The sequence below is a fragment of the Xylophilus sp. genome, from assembly GCA_009914555.1.
Classification (GTDB): domain Bacteria; phylum Pseudomonadota; class Gammaproteobacteria; order Burkholderiales; family Burkholderiaceae_C; genus WNDY01.
In genome coordinates this window covers 123,078-141,991 of sequence record WNDY01000004.1, presented here as the reverse complement: position 1 = coordinate 141,991, position 18,914 = coordinate 123,078, and the positions used below count along the sequence as shown (strand labels likewise).

Genomic DNA, 18,914 nt, shown 5'->3' with positions numbered 1-18,914 from the left:
CATGAAGGATTCGAAGGTGATCGTGGCGATCAACAAGGACGAGGAGGCGCCGATCTTCTCGGTGGCCGACTACGGGCTGGTGGGGGACCTGTTCGTCGCCGTGCCGGAGTTGGAAAAGGCGCTCTGACACCTGCGTGCCACCGGGGCGCGCAAGGGCATCGCATACTGCGGTGCCCTTTTTTCTTTTTGGAGACAAGACCCGATGAGCTACACCGCACCGTTGAAGGACTTGCTGTTCGACATCGAGCATCTGGCGCACATCGACCGGATCGCGCAACTGCCGGGCTTCGAGGAGTCCGGCCTCGACACCGCCCGCGCCGTGCTGGAGGAATGCGCCCGCTTCAACGAGGGCGTGATCGCGCCGCTCAACGGGGCCGGCGACCGCCATCCCTCCTCCTGGAAGGACGGCGCCGTCGTCACCACGCCGGGCTTCCAGGAGGCCTACCGCCGGTACGCCGAAGGCGGCTGGCAGGGCCTGCAGCATCCGGCCGACTACGGTGGCCAGGACCTGCCCAAGACCATCGCCGCGGCTTGCGCCGAGATCCTCAACAGCGCCAACCTGAGCTTCGCGCTCTGCCCGCTGCTGACCGATGGCGCCGTCGAGGCACTGCTCACCGCCGGGAGCCCACAGCTCAAGGCGACCTACCTCCGCAACCTGGTCAGCGGCCGCTGGACCGGCACCATGAACCTGACCGAGCCGCAGGCCGGCAGCGATCTGGCCCTGGTGCGCACGCGGGCCGAGCCGCAGGGCGACGGCACCTACCGGGTCTTCGGCACCAAGATCTTCATCACCTACGGCGAGCACGACCTGGCCGAGAACATCGTGCACCTGGTGCTGGCCCGCGTGGCCGGCGCGCCCGAAGGGGTCAAGGGCATCAGCCTGTTCGTGGTGCCGAAGTTCCTGGTCAACGGCGACGGTTCGCTGGGTGCGCGCAACGACGTGCAGTGCGTCTCCATCGAGCACAAGCTCGGCATCCGGGCCAGTCCGACCGCCGTGCTCCAGTACGGCGACCAGGGCGGGGCGGTGGGGTATCTCGTCGGCGAGGAGAACCGCGGCCTGGAGACCATGTTCATCATGATGAACGCGGCCCGCTATGCCGTGGGCGTGCAGGGCGTCGCCGTCTCCGAGCGGGCCTACCAGCAGGCCGTGGCCCATGCGCGCGGCCGCGTGCAGGGCCGCCCGGTCGACGGCTCGGCGCCCGGCAGCGCGCCCATCGTGCACCATCCGGACGTGCGCCGGCTGCTGCTGACCATGCGCGCGCATGTCGAGGGCGCGCGCTCGCTGGCCATCGCGGCGGCGGCGGCCCATGACCTGGCCCGCCGCCATGCCGACGAGGCCGTGCGGCGCGAGCAGCAGGCGTACTACGAATTCCTGGTGCCGCTGGTCAAGGGCTACGCCACCGAGGCCGGCGTCGAGGTGGCATCGGCCGGCGTGCAGGTGCATGGCGGCATGGGCTTCATCGAGGAGACCGGCGCGGCCCAGCACTACCGCGATGCGCGCATCCTGCCGATCTACGAGGGCACGACGGCCATCCAGGCCAACGACCTGGTCGGCCGCAAGACGGTGCGCGACGGCGGCCGCGCGGCCCAGGCCATCGCGGCGCAGGTGGAGGCGACCGAGGCCGAACTGGCCGCCAGCGGCAGCGAGGCCGCACGCACGGTGCGGGCGCGGCTGGGCGCTGCGCGCGAAGCCTTCCTGGCCGTGGTCGATTTCACCGTGGCGCAGGGCAAGTCCCATCCCGCGGAGGTCCATGCCGGCTCGGTCCCCTACCTGCTGCTCGCGGGTCAGTTCGTGGCCGGCTGGCAGCTGGCGCGGGCGCTGCTGGCGGCCGAGCGGCTGCTGGCCGCCGGCGGGGGCGACGCGGCCTTCCTGCGCGCCAAGATCGCGACGGCACGCTTCTATGCCGACCATGTGCTCGGCCGGGCCGATGCGCTGCGCAGCGCCATCGTCGATGGCGCGGCCAGCGTCATCGACTTCCCCATCGACGCGTTCTAGGAGAAAGCAGACCATGTCCCGACTTCCCGCCGTTCTGCAAGGCCGCCCGCTGCCCGTCATCGGTGCGCCGCTCTTCATCGTCGGCAACCCCCAGCTCGTCATCGAGCAGTGCAAGGCCGGCGTGATCGGCTCCACGCCGGCGCTCAACGCCCGGCCGGCATCGCAGCTCGACGAATGGCTGCACCAGATCACCGAGGCGCTCGCGGCCCACGACCGGGCCCATCCCGAGAGGCTCTCGGCGCCGTTCGCCATCAACCTGATCGTCCACCGTTCCAACGAGCGGCTGGAGCAGGACCTGGCCCTGGTGGCCAGGCACAAGGTGCCGGTCGTCATCACCTCGCTGGGCGCGCGCGCCGATGTGAACGACGCGGTGCATGCCTATGGCGGCCTGGTGCTGCACGACGTGATCGACAACACCTTTGCCCGCAAGGCGGTGGACAAGGGCGCCGACGGCCTGATCGCCGTGGCCGCCGGCGCCGGCGGCCATGCCGGCACGCGCAGTCCGTTCGCGCTGGTGCAGGAGATCCGCCAGTGGTTCGACGGGCCGCTCGCGCTGTCCGGCGCCATCGCCACCGGCGGCGCGGTGCTGGCGGCGCAGGCGCTGGGCGCTGACTTCGCCTACATCGGCTCGGCCTTCATCGCCACGCACGAGGCGCGGGCCAGCGATGCCTACAAGCAGGCCATCGTCGATGGAAGCTCGGACGACATCGTCTACAGCAACCTGTTCACCGGCGTGCATGGGAACTACCTGGCCGCGTCGATCCGGGCCGCGGGGTTGGATCCGGAGCACCTGCCCCAGAGCGACCCGGGCAGGATGAATTTCGGCCCCGACGCCAAGAAGGCCTGGAAGGACATCTGGGGCAGCGGCCAGGGTATCGGCGCCATCCACGAGGTGACCAGCGTGGCTGGGCTGGTCGCGCGGCTCGAACGCGAGTACCAAGCCGCGCGCCGCCGCGTGACCGAGGGGTATAGCCTGGCAGCGGGTGAGTGTAGCTCGCTATAGAACCTATGTGGCGGGAGTATATGGGACTGCCTGCGGCGCGTTCCGTGGCAGCCGCAGTGTGAACCGGGTGCCGCCATCGGGGCTGGCGCCTTCCACCGCGATGCTGCCGCCCAGCACCTCGCTCACCAGCTGGTGGACGATGTGCAGCCCCAGGCCGGTGCCGCCGCGGTGGCGGTTCGTTGTGTAGAACGGCTCGAAGACCTGGCTGCGCAGCTGCGGCGGTATGCCGCGGCCGTCGTCCTCCACCGACAGCAGCACGTGGTCGTCGCCGTCCGCGCGGGCCGTGATGGCGATGCGGCCGGCCGGCGGGTCGCCGAACGCATGGGCCAGCGCGTTGTCGACCAGGTTGGAGACGGTCTGCTCCAGCGGGCCGGGGTAGCTGTCCATCTCCAGCCCGGGCGCCAGGTCGAGCCGCAGGGCGATCGGGTCCGCCGGGTCCCAGCGGCGCAGGCGCGGGTCGCCGTCGAGCACGGCCTCGTCGAGCAGGAAGCGGCGCCGTTCCATCGTCGTGCGGTCCACCGCCACCTGCTTGAAGCGCTGCACGATGCCGGCCGAGCGCCGCACCGCCTGCTCGGCCAGGCCCAGCGCCGCGTCGCTGTCGGCCAGGAAGCGGTCCAGGTCCGAGCGCCTGAGGCCCGCGGCGAGCCGGGCCGCCAGCACCTCCAGCCCGTTGCGGGCAGCGCTCAGCGCCAGGGTCGCGCTGCCCAGCGGCGTGTTGAGCTCGTGCGCCACGCCGGCCACCATCAGGCCGAGCGACGACAGCCGGGCCGAGCGGGTCAGATCGGCCTGCACCGCGCGCAGGTTGCCGGTGGTCTCCAGCAGCGCGTGGTGGGCGGCCTGCAGCTCGCGCATGCGGTCGTGCTCGGCCCGCATGCTGCGCAGCAGCGTGCGCAGGTGCCAGCCGGCCAGCAGCAATGCGCCGGCCATCACGGTGCCGATCACCAGCTTGGAGCGCCAGCCCAGCCAGGCCAGCTTCTGCGGCGCCGTGTGCACCACGAGGTACAGGTCCAGCGCGCCGGCGGCGCCCTTCTGCCCGGCGGGTCGCAGGCGGCGGAAGGCCCAGTCGCCCAGCGGGCCGCGCACCTCGCCGTGGTCGGCGGCCTGCATGGCCTGCCAGAGCGCCGGCTGGCTGCGTGCCAGCGACGCCCCCGGCCGGCCCAGCTGCCAGGCCCAGTCGTCGGCCGCGCGCGGGCCGCGCAGCCAGTAGCCGGCGCAGTTGGCCAGATAGACTTCCAGTCCCTGCCGGGCCGACAGCGAGGCCAGCCGGTCGAGCAGCCGCGCCGCCTTGTAGTTGATGACGACCACGCCCAGCGGCCCGCCGCGGCCGGCAACCGGCGTCGCCACCCGCAGCATGGGCTGGTGCGGCTCCTCGACGCGGCCGTATTCCTCGTTGAGGTCGAGTTCGGAGTAGTAGACGCTGCCCGCCGGCAGCTTCGCCGCGTCGCGAAAGTAGGGACGGGCCGCCTTGTCCTGCAGGTCCTGCGGCGGCACCAGTTCCGGGCCGCTGGCGCGGGCGTTGACGCGCAGCCATTCGCGGCCGGACGGGCCCAGCCAGCGCACTTGGTCGTAGGTCTGCGCCGTGCCGGCGAAGCTCAGGAACAGGCTGGCCGCCGGCGTGCCGGCGTCGATGCCTTCGTCGCCGAGGCGGCCGGTCAGGTCGGCCAGGAAGACGGCGTCGCGCCGCAGGTTGTCGAGGGTGCTCGCGATGATGCCGGCGGCCTCGGCCACGGTGTCGTCACGGTCGCTGGTCAGCGGAGCCTCCAGCGCGCTGTGCAGTTCGCTCCAGGCCAGCGGTGCGCCGATGCCGAACAGCAGCAGCCACGGCAGCACGAGGGCCGCGATGCGTCCGCGGCCATCGGTGCGCCAGGCCGACAACGCATCGGAGGGTGCCACGGGCGCGTTCACGGCCGGGGCTGGCCCGGGGCGCGCAGGCGCCGCACGAAGTCGTCGAGCGACGCCGGCCGGCCGAGGAAGTAGCCCTGGGCCAGGTGGCAGCCGCGCTCCCGCAGCCAGGCCAGCTGGGCCGCGGTTTCGACACCTTCGGCCAGCACCTTCAGGCCCATGCGCTGGGCCACGCGGATGACCATGTCGGCGATCTCGTGCTCCACCGGCACCACGCCGATCTCGGCGACGAAACAGCGGTCGATCTTCAGCGTGGTGATCGGCAGCGTGCGCAGGTAGCCCAGCGACGAATAGCCGGTGCCGAAGTCATCGATGGCGATCGGAAAGCCCGCCTCGCGCAGGCCGCGCAGGATGGCGCCGTCGGACTGGTGGTCGCCCATGGCGACCGATTCGGTGATCTCGATCTCCAGCTGCTGCGGCGTCACGCCGTGGCGGGCCACCGCGTCGAGCAGTTCGCGGGTGAAGCCCTGGCGCACCAGCTGCAGTGTGGAGACGTTGACTGCGATGGTGGTGCGGGGATGGCCTTCGTCGCGCAGCCGGGCCAGCGCCTGGCAGGCCAACTCGATCACCTGCCGGCCCAGCGGCACGATCAGGCCGTTGGCCTCGGCCACCGGGATGAAGTCGGCCGGGCTGACCTCGGTGCCGTCGGCCCGGGTCCAGCGCGCCAGCGCCTCGGCACCGCAGATGCGGCCGCTCTCCAGCTCCACCTGGGGCTGGAGTTCGATCCGGATCTGGCCGATGTGGAGCGCGTTGAACAGCTGGCGCGACAGGGTGAAGCGGCGGTCGTTCTCGCGCTCCATGCCCGGCACGTACTCGGCGAGCTGGCTCAGGCCCTGCGAGCGCGCACGCTTGAGCAGCAGCGTGCCGATGGTCAGCGCCTCGCGGGCCGAGCCATCGAACAGGTCGAGGTCGATGCGGGCCGCGCCCAGGCTGAAGAAGGGCGGATGGGTCGGGTTCTCGGGGTCGGCCGATTCGAGCTGGTTGACGCGCTCGGGCCGCAGCAGTTCGCTGTCGCCGAGGATGGCGAAGGTGTCGTCCTGCAATCGCGCGACCAGGCACGGCGGCGGGAAGGTCGTGCGCAGCCGCAGCGCGAGCTTGTGCAGCATCAGGTCGCCCTGTTCCATGCCGAGCGTGAGGCAGGCCTGGAAGTACTGGTCCAGGTCGACGAGGAGCAGGGCGCGCCGGCGCGGCGCGGCGATGTCCATCGCGCCTTCGAGCGCGCGCATCCGCGCATTGCCGTTGGGCATGCGCAGCAGTGCGTCTTCGTACGCGATGCGGTCGAGCCGACTGGCCAGCGAGACGTTGATGAGGCCGGTGTTGATGTTGGTGGCGAACACGCGCAGCAGTTCGCGCTCGGTCGCGTCGAGCGCGCGCCGGGTGGCGATGTAGGCGGCGGCATGCGGCCCGCCGTCGTGCTTGCCGGCGAAGAACAGCACCTGCGCACCGTCGGCGTCGATGCTGGCCCGGTCGGCCAGGCTGCGCGAGAGCAGGTCGCGGATGGCAGTGTCCTGCAGCGCGGCCAGCGGCTCGGAAATGGTGGGCGCGAAGCGGCCGGCCGCGCCCACCACGTGGGCGGCGAGCGGCGGCACGGCCGGGTCCTCCTGCACGCAGACCAGCCCGTCGGGCTCCAGCCGCAGCAGGCGGGCCATCTCGTGCATGAGGCGCTGCGAGAAGTCGCGCAGGCCGCGCGCGCGGTTGAGGCTGTTGCCGGCCTCGACGATGGCCTGCAGGCCCTTGCGGGCGCGGCCCAGCGCGCGGATCTGCTGCCAGGTGCGCAGGTTGCTCGTGAGGATGCCGTGCAGGCGGTCGATCGTGAGGTCGGTCTTGAGCCAGTAGTCGCTGATGTCCAGCAGGTCGAGCGAGGCCTTCATCGACGACATGCCGGGCTGGCCGGTCACCAGCACGATGCGGACCTCAGCATTGCCGAGCAACTCGCGCACGCTGCGCACCAGCCGCAGGCCGGCGTCGTCGGTCTCCATGACCACGTCGAGGATGATGAGCGCGATATCGTCTCGCTCGCTGAGCACTTTGGCCGCGGCGGCCGCGGAGCCGGCGGCGATCAGCTCGACCGGGCGGGACTGGAAGCGGTAGTGCTGCAACGCCAGCCGCAGCCCGGCCTGGAACTGCGGATCGTCGTCGGCCGTGAGGATGGTGAAGGCCGGCAGCAGCGGCGCGCCGTCGGCGGGGGCCGCCGCGTCGGTTTCTGCGGCGAAGGAAAACGCAGTGCCAGCGGCATCGGAATCTGCGAGATGCGGTGGCTGGCTGGGCATGCGGCTTACCCCTGTGCGTGCGGCCCGGCGGTCGGGTTGTTGCGTATGCGGTCCGCTGCTGCCGCCGCTCAGCGGCAGTCGAAGTAGAAGACGTCGCCCTCGCGCACGGTGGCGCGCTGCGGCGGCCGACCCTCGCAGCTGTAGACCACGGTGAGGGCCTTGGGACGGTTGGCGGCCGGATCGCCGCAGAGGCCGTTGTCGGCGAGCACGCCGCCGCCGGCCTGCGGGCCGGCCAGCGCGTGGCGCAGCGCCGGGGCCGCATCGCAGTAGCTGCCCTGGGCGCCGTAGTGCGCCTCGACGATCGAGATGCCGCCGGCGCGCCAGCCCTGCGGCGGACCGGGGCGCCAGCCGCCCTGCTGCTGCTGGGCCGCGGCCAAGCCGTCGCGGTAGCCCTGGTCGTAGCCGCGGCGGAATTCCGCGCTCTGGCCCCAGGCGGGGAGCGACAGCGCCGCGGTCGCCAGGGCCAGACCGGCAAGTGCGGTGCGCGGCCGCAGTCGGGAAAGGTTCATCACGGGCTCCGGTGGATGCATGGCCCGAAGTCTAAGAAGCGCAGCCGTAAGAAGATGTAGGTGCAAACCGCGAGTCGTGGACGCGGATGCAAAAATTTCCGCATCCGCCGCGCGGCCATCACCACTCGCCGGCTTCGCGGACGCGCTGCGCCAGGTCGACGCGGCCGGCGGAGCAGGGCGAGGGTGAGGGCAGGCGCATGGCGGATCCTCGGTCGAGGTGTGCAGGGGAGAGGCATCGTTGTGCCGCGGGTCTAGGAAACGCCGCCGCAAACCTCTGTGACCGCCACCGCGCCGTTGATGCAAAACAACGACGCGGCAGCGCGGCGGCGCTACAGCGAATACCCCAGCAGCATGGCCACGCCGGCCTCCTTGTTCGGCCGCACGAAGCTGTCGCGCGTGAGCTTGCTCTGGCGGATCTGCAGGGTCGGCGTCTCGAACCAGCGCCGGTAGATGGCGTTGATGTCGCCGCTCGAATACAGGCGGGCCAGCGTGCGGTCCACCACGGCGCCCAGCGCGGCGTCGCCCTTGCGCAGCATGATCGCGTAGGGCTCGACCGAGAACGCCATGCCGCTGAGTGCGAACCGGTCCTGCACGCCGTCGCGCGCGGCCAGGCCGAGCAGCAGCGAGTCGTCCTGCGGAAACGCGCGGACCCTGCCGTCCTTCAGCGCCTGGAAGGCCTCGTCGTTGCTGGCGAAGGTCTGCGCCTGCATCTTCACTTCGCTCACGCCCAGCTGGTTGAACAGCTTCTCCGAGGTCGTACCCTTGCTCAGCGCCACCGGCAGGCCGGCGAGATCCTTGACCGCATCGACGCGCGCGCCCTTCGGGCTCAGCACCCGCATCGACGCGACGAAGATGGTGTAGCTGAAATCCACCTGCGCCTGGCGGGCGCGGGTGTTGGTGGTGGAACCGCATTCGAGGTCGATCTCGCCGGCCACCAGTTTCGGTACGCGCTCGGGTCCGCTGACGGTGCGGTACTGCACCTTCAGCTCGGGCAGCTTGAGTTCGCGCCTGATCTCCTCCACGGCGGCGAGGCACAGGTCCACCGAATAGCCCACGGGCCTGCCGGCGTCGAGGTAGGAAAACGGCCGGGCGGCCTCGCGCACGCCGAGCGTGATGCTGCGCGTCTCGCGGATGCGCGACAGCGTGTCGGCGGGCGCGGCCGGCTGGGCGGCGGCGATGCTGCAGGCCAGGCCCAGCAGGCAGAAGAGGGCCGGGATGCGGATACGGAACGGGATCATGGCAGGTGCGGGAAGTGGAGGGGAGGCGATGGACGCGGGCAGGGCGCATGCTGCCATCGGCGGCAAGCCCTTGTCCCGTTGTCGGTTGGAACGGCAGAGCTGTCATCCCCCTGACACAGGACGCTGTGATGATCCGCCATTTTCCGCTGATCGACTGCCCGACCGCACGCCCTGCGCCGCATGGCCCACGACGCTTCTTCCGATGCCCCGGCCTACGGGGCCGACGCCGCAGGGCTGGTCTGCGGCTACCGCTTCGCCGCCGGCGCGGGTGCTGCGCCGATCGGCTCGCGCGAGGCCGAGGACTGGCTGCGCCAGGGCGACGAAGGCGGCGGCTTCGTCTGGCTGCACTTCAACCTGGCCCATGCGGCCTCGACCCGCTGGCTGCAGCGCCATGCCGGCCTGCCCGAAGAATTCCACGCGATGCTGCGCGAAGGGCTGCATTCCACGCGCATCGAGCGGGCTGGCGAGGACTGGCTCACCGCCGTGGTCAACGACGTGCACTTCGACTTCTCGTTCGAGCCCGGCGACATCGCCACGCTCTGGATCGCGGTCGGACCGCGGCTGGTGGTCACCGCGCGCCAGCACCAGCTTCGCTCGGTCGACGGCCTGCGCACCCTGGCCCGCGCCGGCGCGGTGCTGCGCTCGCCGGTGGAACTGCTGGAGCGCCTGATGCGCGCGCAGGCCGATGTGCTGGTCGGCATCGTGCGCGGCGTGACGCAGAAGGTGGACGACATCGAGGACGCCCTGCTGGCCGGCCGCCTGCAGCACCGCCGTGCGCGCCTGGGCGTGCTGCGCCGGCTGCTGGTGCGGCTGCAGCGGCTGCTGGCGCCCGAGCCGGCCGCGCTGTTCCGCCTGCTGCAGCATCCGCCGGGCTGGGTGCAGCCGGCCGATGCGCAGGAACTGCACGGCGCCACCGAGGAGTTCTCGGTCGTGCTGCGCGACATGGCCTCGCTGCAGGAGCGCATCAAGCTGCTGCAGGAAGAGATCGCCGCGGCGATCAACGAGGACATCAACCGCAGCCTGTTCGTGCTGACGGTGGTGACGGTGCTCGCGCTGCCGATCAACATCCTCGCGGGCCTCTTCGGCATGAATGTCGGCGGCATCCCGCTGGCCGAAAATCCGCACGGATTCTGGATCCTCGTGGCCGTCGTCGCCAGTTTCACCGCGGTGGCTGCCTGGCTGTCGTTCCGGGGGCGCCGGGACCAGTGATTCCGGCGCCCCGGGCTCGGTTACATTGCCGCCCTATATGAGCGACGAGATCAGCTTCTTCTGGCACGACTACGAAACCTTCGGCGCCGTGCCGCGCCGCGACCGGCCCAGCCAGTTCGCCGGCATCCGCACCGATGCCGAACTCAACGAGGTCGGCGAGCCGCTGATGCTCTACTGCCAGCCGGCCGACGACTACCTGCCGGACCCGCAATCCTGCCTGATCACCGGCATCACGCCGCAGTACTGCCTGGAGCACGGCGTGCCCGAGCACCGCTTCGCCGCCGAGATCGAGGCCCGGCTCGCCGCGCCCGGCACCATCGGCGTGGGCTACAACACCATCCGCTTCGACGACGAGGTCACGCGCTTCCTGTTCTGGCGCAACCTGCGCGACCCGTATGCGCGCGAGTGGCAGAACGGCTGCGGCCGCTGGGACCTGCTCGACGTGGTGCGTCTGACCTACGCGCTGCGGCCCGAGGGCATCGTCTGGCCGAAGAAGGCCGACGGCAGCCCCAGCTTCAAGCTCGAAGACCTGGCCCGGGCCAACGGCCTGCTGCACGAACAGGCGCACGACGCGCTGTCGGACGTGCGCGCCACCATCGCGCTGGCCCGGCTGATCCGCGAGCGCCAGCCGCGGCTGTTCGACTTCGCGCTCCGGTTGCGGCGCAAGGAAGAGGTCGCGGCCGAGCTCGGCCTGCCGACGGCCGTCGGCGCCGGCAAACCCTTCCTGCATGTGTCGGGCATGTTCCCGGCCGAACGCGGCTGCCTGGCCGTGATGTGGCCGCTGGCCAGCCATCCGACCAACCGCAACGAGATCCTGGCCTGGGACCTCGCGCACGACCCGCGCGAGCTGGCCGACCTCGACGCGGACGCCGTGCGCCAGCGCCTGTTCACCCGCGGCGCCGACCTGCCCGAGGGCGTGGCGCGGCTGCCCATCAAGAGCGTGCATGTCAACAAGTCGCCGATGGTCGTGGGCAACCTGCGCACGCTGTCGGCCGGCATGGCCTCGCGCTGGCAGCTCGACGTTGCCGCAGCGCTCGCGAATGCGGCCCACGCCGCGGCGCTGCCGGACCTGTCGGCGCTCTGGGCCGAGGTCTACCGCCGCGAGGCTGTCGGCCCGCTCGACGTGGACGAGGACCTGTACGGCGGCTTCGTCGGCAACGCCGACCGTCGCCGGCTGGAGCATCTGCGCACGCTCGCGCCCGACGAACTGGCGGCGGCCCGCACCGGCTTCGACGATGCTCGGCTGGAGGAACTGGTCTGGCGCTACCGGGCGCGCAACTTCCCCGGCACCCTCACGCCCGAGGAGGCCGCGCGCTGGGAGACGCACCGCGCAGCGCGCCTGTTCGAGGGCGTTGGCGGCGCCCGCACCATCGATGCGCTGTCCGAGGAGATCGACCGGCTCGGCGAGGCGGACGACCTGGATGAGCGCGCCGAGGAGGTGCTCGGCGCGCTCTACGAATATGTGGAGATGATCGCGCCGGACCGCTGAGGGGGCGCAGACCTCAGGCGGTCACATAGTCCGGGTGCCGCGCCCGGATGTCGGCCACGCGGCCCAGCGTGCCCGACAGATGGGTCCGCAGCGCGGCCTGGGCCGCGTCAGGGTCGGATGCGGCGATGGCCTCGACGATGCGGCGGTGGTCGCGCACCACGCGCTCGGCATTGCCGGGCGAGGGAAGGTCCAGCCGCCGCAGCCGGTCCAGGTGGCCGCTGCGCCGGCGCACCAGTTCGTAGAGGTCGGGCACGCCGGCGGCCTCGTACATCGTGCGGTGGAAGGACTGGTCCGACGCGATGAATTCCTCACGCTCGCCGGCCGCCAGCGCGGCCTGCACGTCCACCTGCGCGGCCAGCCGCGCGCTCAGCGCCGCGTCGCCCGCCAGCGCCAGCGTGCGCACGACCTCCAACTCGATCGCGCAGCGCAGAAACTGCGCCTGCTCGGCCGAGGGCAGGTCGATGCGGCTGACCAGCGTCGCGTGCTGCGGAAAGATGTCCACCAGCCCTTCCTGGCTCAGCTGGATCAGTGCATCGCGCACCGGGGTCTGGCTCAGGTCGAAGCGTTCGGCCAGTTCGGCGCGCGACAACGGCGTACCCGGCGCCAATTCCAGCGAAATGATGGCCTCGCGCAGCCAGTCGAAGACTTGCGGGCCGGCCTGGCGGGTGCGGTCGAGCTTGGAGATCGTTTTCATCGGGCGCGGCTATGGAGCCCGGATTGTAGGATAAGACATGATTGACATACTAATATATTAATGCGTTAATGGCGGTGCACTTCAACGATCGGAGACATCCCATGCACCGTCGTCTTGTCTTGGCCGCCGGCAGCGCCCTCGGCCTCTTTGCCACCGCCGTTCAGGCGTCCGACTGGCCCGCCGCCAAGCCCATCACCTGGGTGGTGCCGTTCGCGCCCGGCGGATCGACCGACGTGGTGGCCCGTGCCGTCGGGCAGAAACTGTCAGTCTCGCTGAAGCAGGCGGTGGTGATCGACAACCGGCCCGGCGCCGGCGGCACCATCGGCGTGCAGGCCGTGGCCCGTGCGCCGGCCGACGGCTATACGCTCATCGGCGGCACGATCAGCACGCATGCCATCAATGCGGCGCTCTACAGGAAGCTGCCCTACGACCCGGTGAAGGACTTCGAGCCGGTCACGCTGATCGCCTACGTGCCCAATGTGCTGATGGTCAACAGCGCGCTCGGCGTGAATACGGTGCAGAAACTGGTCGCCTGGATCCGCAGGAACCCGGAGAAGGCATCCTATGCCTCGTCGGGCGCCGGCACCTCCACCCACCTGACCGGCGCCCAGATGGCCGAGCTGATCAAGGTGCCGATGCAGCACATCGCCTACAAAGGCAGCCCGCAGGCGCTGCAGGACGTGGCCGCCGGCAACGTGCCTTTCCTGTTCGACCAGCTCACCGCCGGCCTGCCGCTGGTAAAGGCCGGCAAGCTCAAGTTCCTGGCCGTGACGACCAGGACGCGCTCGCCGCTCGCGCCCGACGTGCCCACGACGGCCGAGGCCGGCTTCCCCGGGCTGGACCTGGTCTCGTGGCAGGCGCTGTATGCGCCCAGGGGCACGCCGAAGGCAGTGATCGCCCGGCTGAATGCCGACGTCGTCAAGGCGCTGCGGTCGCCCGGGCTCACGAGCAAGCTGGAGACGCAGTTCGGCATGGAGGTGGTCGGCAGCACGCCGGCCGAACTCGCCGCCATCACCGCCGCCGATACCGCCCGCCTGGGCGAGCTGGTCCGCAGGAGCGGCGCCACCGCCGAATAGCAGCACGCACAAGAGAACATGGCACGCGACACCACCATCACCCACGTCCGCATCACGCCGATCGCCTTCCGCGACGGACCGCTGCTCAACGCGGCCGGCATCCACGAACCCTGGGCGCTGCGCGCCATCGTCGAGATCGAGACCAGCGACGGCCGCGTCGGCATCTCCGAGACCTATGGCGACGAGCCGATGCTGAAGGTGCTGGAGCAGGCCCGCCCGCTGCTGATCGGCCTGTCGCCCTTCGCGCTCAACGCGATGGAAGAACGCGTGCGCGCCACCATCAAGGCCGTGCCCGGCGCGGTGGAGTTCGAGCTGGCGCCCGGCTCGCATGCGGCCAAGAACGCGCCCAAGGTCATCAGCGCCTTCGAGGTCGGCATGCTCGACCTGCAGGGCCAGATCGTCGGCGCGCCGGTGGTCGACCTGCTGGGCGGCAAGGTGCGCGATGCGGTGCCCTACAGCGCCTACCTGTTCTTCAAGTACGCCGAGCACATCGGCCGGCCGTATGCGCCCGACGCCTGGGGCGAGGGCATCAGCCCCGCGCAGATCGTGGCGCAGGCGCGGCGCATGATCGACCTCTACGGCTTCCAGAGCATCAAGCTCAAGGGCGGCGTGTTCGAGCCGTCGCACGAGGTGGCCTGCATGCAGGCGCTGGCCGAGGCCTTCCCGGGCCTGCCGCTGCGGCTGGACCCGAACGCCAACTGGTCGCTGGAAGCCAGCATCGCGGCGGCGCCGGCGCTCGACGAGATCCTGGAGTACTACGAAGACCCGACGCCCGGCCTCGCCGGCATGGCCGAACTGGCGAAGCACACCCGGCTGCCGCTCGCGACCAACATGGTTATCACCACGATGGACGACTTCCGCCAGGGGTGCGCGATGGGGGCGGTGCAGGTGCTGCTGTCCGACCACCACTACTGGGGCGGCCTGCGCGCCACGCAGACGCTGGCGCGCATGTGCCGGCTCTGGGGCCTGGGCATGTCTATGCATTCCAACTCGCACCTGGGCATCAGCCTCATGGCGATGACCCATGTGGCCGCCAGCGTGCCGAACCTGACCTATGCCTGCGACACCCACTATCCGTGGCAGGAGGAGGAAGTGGTGCAGGGCGGCCGCATCCGCTGCGACCACGGCGCGGTCGCGGTGCCCGACACGCCGGGCCTGGGCGTGGCGCTGGACCGCGACGCGCTCGCCGCGCTCCATGCGCAGTACCTGGAATGCGGCGTGCGCAACCGCAACGACCTCAAGCAGATGCAGCGCTACGACCCGTCGTTCACCGGCAGGACCCCGCGCTTCTGACAGGGCTGCATTCGCATACAAGGCAGCCGGGGGCTTCGCTATGCTCGCTGGCGTCTGCGCGAATGATTCCGGTTGCCGGCGCAGGCCAATGCACCACCCGAAAGGCACCAGCTCCATGTCCCTCCGTCGCTCCGCCGTTGCCGGCGCCGTCCTGTCCGCCGCGCTGCTGGCCGCCTGCACCTCGCCGCAGAACAATGCGCATCCGCAGGCATCCGCCGACATCGCGCCCACCGGCGCCATCAGCCCCAATCCCACGGTCGGCAAGGTCAAGCTGCTGGCGCTGAGCCACGGCGTGCTGATCAGCGGCGAAGTCTCGGGCCTGGCGCCCAACTCGATCCACGGCTTCCACATCCACGAGAAGGGCGACTGCGGCGACAACGGCAATGCCTCCGGCGGCCACTTCAATCCGACCGGCGCCGTGCACGACCGCTTCGGCGCCCCGGGCACCCATGCCGGCGAACTGCCCAGCCTGCAGGCCGACGCCAACGGCGTGGCCAGGTTCAGCGTGACCAGCCATGCCGTGTCGCTGACCGAAGGTGCGCCCGACAACATCCTGGGCCGCGCGCTGATCGTGCACCGCGACCCGGACGACTTCGTCACCCAGCCCGCCGGCAACTCCGGCCCGCGCATCGGCTGTGCCGTCATCACCAAGCTGTAATAAGGAGTATGGGTCGGAGGCGGGCGGCCTTCGCCTGCCTCTGGCCTATACCCCCGGCATGGCCGCTGGCCGGGGAGGGCCGTCACACATGCGCGGGTGCCGTCGGCTACGATGGCAGGGCGCCCGTTCCCGCGGGCGGTCGCCGACCCCGCATGGACATCCTCCCCGACCTCTCCGCCGCCGCACAGCAGGCCGATGCGGCCCTGGAGTCCTTCGTGCGGCAGTACCCGCGCCTGTTCGTTCTGACCGGCGCCGGCGTCAGCACTGAATCCGGCATCCCGGACTACCGCGACGAGGACGGCGCCTGGAAGCGCCCGCAGCCCGTCACCTTCCAGTCCTTCATGGGCGACGAGGCCGTGCGCCGCCGCTACTGGGCGCGCAGCCTGGTCGGCTGGCGGACCATGAGCGGCGCGCGGCCCGGCCCGGCCCATGCTGCGCTGGCCGCGCTGGAGGCGGCCGGGCGCGTCGGCCTGCTGGTCACCCAGAACGTCGACGGCCTGCACGCGGCCGCCGGCAGCCGGCGCACCATCGACCTGCACGGCCGGCTCGACACCGTCGTCTGCATGGCCTGCGGCGCGCGGCATCCGCGCATCCGGCTGCAGCAGGAACTGCTGCGCCGCAACCCGGCCTGGGCCGCGCTCGAAGCCGGCGCCGCGCCCGACGGCGATGCGGACCTGGAGGGCCATGACTTCTCCGCCTTCGACGTGCCCGGCTGTCCGCACTGCGGCGGCGGCCCGCTCAAGCCGGACGTGGTGTTCTTCGGCGAAAGCGTGCCGCGCGACCGGGTGCAGGCGGTGCGCGACGGGCTGGCCGCGTCCGACGCGGTGCTGGTCGCCGGTTCGTCGCTGATGGTGTATTCGGGCCTGCGCTTCGTCCATGCGGCCGTCGAGCGCGGCCTGCCGGTTGCCTGCGTCAACCTGGGCTGCACGCGGGGCGACGAACTCTTCGCGCTCAAGGTCGAGGCCGCCTGCGGGCCGGCGCTGTCCGCGCTGGTCCATGCGCTGGACCGCCCGCGCGGCAAGAACTATCCGGGGGTGCCAGGCGAGGCCGGCTGATCGACCGTCGCAACCGGCGTGTGCTGCCGCCGCGCCAGCCGGCCGACGACCGGCTCCAGCGACAGCACCAGGAGCGCCAGCAGCGTGCTCAGCAGCGCCGTCATTTCCTGGCCCAGGCCGGCGGCCATGCCGATGGCCGCGGTGAGCCAGATGCCGGCTGCCGTGGTCAGCCCCTGGACACGGTGGTCTTCGCTGTGCTTGAGGATGGCGCCCGCGCCGAGGAAGCCGATGCCCGCCACCAGGCCCTGCACGACGCGGCCGATGTCGGCCCGGGCGATGCCCGACTGCTGCGAGACCAGCAGGAACAGCGCGGACCCCATGGCCACGAGCATGTGGGTGAGCACCCCCGCCGACTTGCCGCTGCGCTCGCGCTCCAGGCCCAGCAGGCCGCCGAGCAGGGCGGCGATGCCCAGCCGCAAGATCAGGCGGTGGTGCGTTCCACGTCGTCGATGTCGGAGAACTCGCCGGCCACCGTGGCGGCCACGCGGTCCATCCAGTCGACGCTCGTTATTGCAGTTGCCATAGCGGCACCGATTCTGCGGGGCCGGGGGGTATGGGTTGCAACAGCTGGTGACCGCTGCGGCAGCGCCTGCTACTTGGTGCCGAAGATGCGGTCGCCCGCATCGCCCAGGCCAGGGACGATGTAGCCGTGCTCGTTGAGCTCGCGGTCGATGGCGGCGGTGTAGATGGCCACGTCCGGATGGGCCTTGCGGAGCGTGGCCACGCCTTCGGGCGCGGCCAGCAGGCAGACGAAGGTGATCGACTGCGGATGGAGCTGCTTCAAGCGGCTGACCGCGGCGGCGGCCGAGTTGCCGGTGGCCAGCATCGGGTCCACCACGATCACGCCGCGCTCCTGCATCTCGGAGGGCATCTTGAAGTAGTACTCGACGGGCTGCAGCGTCTGGGGGTCGCGGTAGAGGCCGATGTGGCCCACGCGCGCACCGGGGATCACGTTGAGCATGCCGTCGAGAAAGCCGTTGCCCGCGCGCAGGATCGACACCAGCACCTGCTTCTTGCCGTCGATCACACGGCCGGTGGTGGTTTCGAGCGGCGTCTCGATCTCGATCTCCTGCAGGGGCAGTTCGCGCGTGACCTCGTAGGCCATGAGGCTCGCCAGTTCGCCGAGCAGGCGGCGGAAGCTGTTGGTGCTGGCGTCCTTGCGGCGCATCAGCGTGAGCTTGTGCTGGACCAGGGGGTGGTCGATGACGTGGACGTTGTTGTTGGAGGAGGTGGTGCTCATGGCGGTCGCGCAGGGAAGTCGGTAAACGACTTCGATTGTCCCCTACGAGCCGAGCCGCGATTGCCTGGCACTGCGCAGCCAGATCGTCACTCTGCCGACTGCCATCCCTGCGATTGCTCCGCCGAAGAGACCGTGCGGCAGACGCAGGTCCGTGGAACATGCGAGCGCTACGCCGAGGGCTGCGCCGGCGAGCGCGAACCAGGCGATCTAACCTTGGATCGAATGTGCAGTGGGAGCGCTTTTGGCGTTTGCTCGCGAAGGGCCGGACGGGTCAAACGCCCGGCGCGATGAACCGTGCGTAGCGCTCCAGATCCACATTCCCCCCGCTGATGATCACCCCCACCCGCGTGCCGCGGATGTCGGCCGTGCCATGCCGCGCGCCCGCAAAGGCCAGCGCGCCGGTGGGCTCGACCACGATCTTCATGCGCGCGGCGAAGAAGCGCAGCGCCTCGACCAGTTGCTCGTCGGTGGCGGTCAGCACGTCGTCGGCATGCTGGCGGATCAGCGCGAAGGTGAGTTCGCCCACCGACTGGGTCTGCGCGCCGTCGGCGATCGTCTGCGGCGTGGCGATGCGCACGATCCGGCCTGCGCGGAAGGACTGCTGCGCATCGTTGCCGGCCTCGGGTTCCACGCCGATCACGCGGCACTGCGGCGCCAGCCCCTGGGCCGCGAGCAGGCAGCCCGAGGTCAGACCGCCGCCGCCCAGCGGCACGAACAGGTAGTCGAGCGCGCCCACGTCCTCGAACAGCTCCAGCGCCGCCGTGCCCTGGCCGGCGATGACCTGCGCATGGTCGTAGGGCGGCACCAGCGTCAGACCGCGCTCTACGGCGATGCGCCGGGCGATGGCCTCGCGGTCCTCGGTGAAACGATCGTAGGTGACGACCTGGGCGCCGTATTCGCGCGTGGCCGCCATCTTGGTGGCCGGGGCATCGAGCGGCATGACGATGACGCTCGGGATGCCCTGCGTGCGCGCGGCCAGCGCGATGGCCTGGGCATGGTTGCCGGACGAGAACGCCAGCACGCCGGCGCGCCGCTGTTCGTCGCTGAACTGCGCCAGCGTGTTGTAGGCGCCGCGGAACTTGAAGGCACCGGTGCGCTGGAAGTTCTCGGCCTTGAAGAAGACCTGCGCACCCAGCTCCGCATCGGCCCAGGAGGAACGCAGCACCGGCGTGCGGTGCGCATGGCCCGCAAGCCGGCGGGCGGCGGCGGCGACGTCGTTGTAGGTGGGCAGGGCGGTCATGGCAGTCTCCTGGGGTATATGCCTGTAGCGTCCGAAAAACGC

At 71.0% G+C, this 18,914-nt stretch carries 16 protein-coding genes and 1 pseudogene; 9 read left to right on the top strand and 8 right to left on the bottom strand.

The genetic code is table 11. The features are described 5' to 3' along the window. The 3 genes and pseudogenes from GAK38_RS04295 to GAK38_RS04285 all read left to right on the top strand — a co-directional run. A pseudogene (locus tag GAK38_RS04295) lies at positions 1-127 on the top strand (electron transfer flavoprotein subunit alpha/FixB family protein); the annotation flags it as partial. Between the two features lie 75 nt (positions 128-202). Continuing rightward, a complete protein-coding gene (locus GAK38_RS04290) occupies positions 203-1,996 on the top strand; it encodes an acyl-CoA dehydrogenase (RefSeq protein ID WP_325341739.1) in 1,794 nt (597 codons plus the stop codon). Between the two features lie 13 nt (positions 1,997-2,009). After that, entirely contained in the window at positions 2,010-2,999 is a 990-nt protein-coding gene (locus tag GAK38_RS04285) for an NAD(P)H-dependent flavin oxidoreductase (RefSeq protein ID WP_325341737.1), read from the top strand. Positions 3,000-3,002: 3 nt separating this feature from the next. Here GAK38_RS04285 and GAK38_RS04280 read toward each other — a convergent pair whose 3' ends face one another. The 4 genes from GAK38_RS04280 to GAK38_RS04265 all read right to left on the bottom strand — a co-directional run bounded on the left by GAK38_RS04280 (position 3,003) and on the right by GAK38_RS04265 (position 8,918). Further along, on the bottom strand, positions 3,003-4,892 hold the full coding sequence (locus GAK38_RS04280; protein WP_325341736.1) for a sensor histidine kinase: 1,890 nt from the start codon (positions 4,890-4,892) through the stop codon (positions 3,003-3,005). An 8-nt stretch (positions 4,893-4,900) separates the two neighbouring features. Beyond that, on the bottom strand, positions 4,901-7,171 hold the full coding sequence (locus GAK38_RS04275) for a putative bifunctional diguanylate cyclase/phosphodiesterase (RefSeq protein WP_325341735.1): 2,271 nt from the start codon (positions 7,169-7,171) through the stop codon (positions 4,901-4,903). Between the two features lie 68 nt (positions 7,172-7,239). Next, positions 7,240-7,680, bottom strand: a complete 441-nt coding sequence (locus GAK38_RS04270) for a hypothetical protein (RefSeq protein ID WP_325341733.1) — start codon at positions 7,678-7,680, stop codon at positions 7,240-7,242. Positions 7,681-8,009: 329 nt separating this feature from the next. Continuing rightward, positions 8,010-8,918, bottom strand: a complete 909-nt coding sequence (locus tag GAK38_RS04265; protein WP_325341732.1) for an amino acid ABC transporter substrate-binding protein — start codon at positions 8,916-8,918, stop codon at positions 8,010-8,012. Between the two features lie 180 nt (positions 8,919-9,098). On the opposite strand from GAK38_RS04265, the gene GAK38_RS04260 reads away from it, so the two are divergent. Continuing rightward, positions 9,099-10,127 carry a transporter gene (locus tag GAK38_RS04260; RefSeq protein ID WP_325341731.1) on the top strand — a complete coding sequence of 343 codons (1,029 nt, stop codon included), beginning with the start codon at positions 9,099-9,101 and terminating at the stop codon, positions 10,125-10,127. Between the two features lie 37 nt (positions 10,128-10,164). Next, positions 10,165-11,616 carry an exodeoxyribonuclease I gene (gene sbcB / locus GAK38_RS04255; protein WP_325341729.1) on the top strand — a complete coding sequence of 484 codons (1,452 nt, stop codon included), beginning with the start codon at positions 10,165-10,167 and terminating at the stop codon, positions 11,614-11,616. 13 nt (positions 11,617-11,629) lie between these two features. Here sbcB and GAK38_RS04250 read toward each other — a convergent pair whose 3' ends face one another. Further along, positions 11,630-12,310 (bottom strand): GntR family transcriptional regulator, encoded by a 681-nt coding sequence (locus GAK38_RS04250; protein WP_325341728.1) that lies wholly within the window; start codon positions 12,308-12,310, stop codon positions 11,630-11,632. Positions 12,311-12,411: 101 nt separating this feature from the next. On the opposite strand from GAK38_RS04250, the gene GAK38_RS04245 reads away from it, so the two are divergent. From GAK38_RS04245 to GAK38_RS04230, 4 genes are all read left to right on the top strand, one after another. Further along, positions 12,412-13,386, top strand: a complete 975-nt coding sequence (locus tag GAK38_RS04245) for a Bug family tripartite tricarboxylate transporter substrate binding protein (protein ID WP_325341726.1) — start codon at positions 12,412-12,414, stop codon at positions 13,384-13,386. A gap of 18 nt (positions 13,387-13,404) precedes the next feature. Then, complete coding sequence (locus GAK38_RS04240; protein WP_325341725.1) at positions 13,405-14,679, top strand: glucarate dehydratase family protein; 1,275 nt, start codon at positions 13,405-13,407, stop codon at positions 14,677-14,679. A gap of 115 nt (positions 14,680-14,794) precedes the next feature. Continuing rightward, positions 14,795-15,337 carry a superoxide dismutase family protein gene (locus GAK38_RS04235; protein ID WP_325341724.1) on the top strand — a complete coding sequence of 181 codons (543 nt, stop codon included), beginning with the start codon at positions 14,795-14,797 and terminating at the stop codon, positions 15,335-15,337. Between the two features lie 152 nt (positions 15,338-15,489). Next, a complete protein-coding gene (locus GAK38_RS04230; RefSeq protein WP_325341722.1) occupies positions 15,490-16,392 on the top strand; it encodes an NAD-dependent protein deacetylase in 903 nt (300 codons plus the stop codon). On the opposite strand, the gene GAK38_RS04225 is transcribed toward GAK38_RS04230, so the two are convergent. The 3 genes from GAK38_RS04225 to GAK38_RS04215 all read right to left on the bottom strand — a co-directional run bounded on the left by GAK38_RS04225 (position 16,362) and on the right by GAK38_RS04215 (position 18,872). Then, the gene (locus tag GAK38_RS04225; RefSeq protein WP_443089151.1) at positions 16,362-16,811 is read right to left on the bottom strand and encodes an MgtC/SapB family protein; all 450 of its coding nucleotides are present in this window, start codon (positions 16,809-16,811) and stop codon (positions 16,362-16,364) included. The genes GAK38_RS04230 and GAK38_RS04225 overlap by 31 nt on opposite strands. Positions 16,812-16,984: 173 nt before the next feature. Continuing rightward, positions 16,985-17,632, bottom strand: coding sequence for a uracil phosphoribosyltransferase (gene upp / locus GAK38_RS04220; protein ID WP_325341721.1), 648 nt, complete (start codon positions 17,630-17,632; stop codon positions 16,985-16,987). A 271-nt stretch (positions 17,633-17,903) separates the two neighbouring features. Continuing rightward, on the bottom strand, positions 17,904-18,872 hold the full coding sequence (locus tag GAK38_RS04215) for a threo-3-hydroxy-L-aspartate ammonia-lyase (protein ID WP_325341720.1): 969 nt from the start codon (positions 18,870-18,872) through the stop codon (positions 17,904-17,906). Positions 18,873-18,914 lie beyond the last annotated feature (42 nt).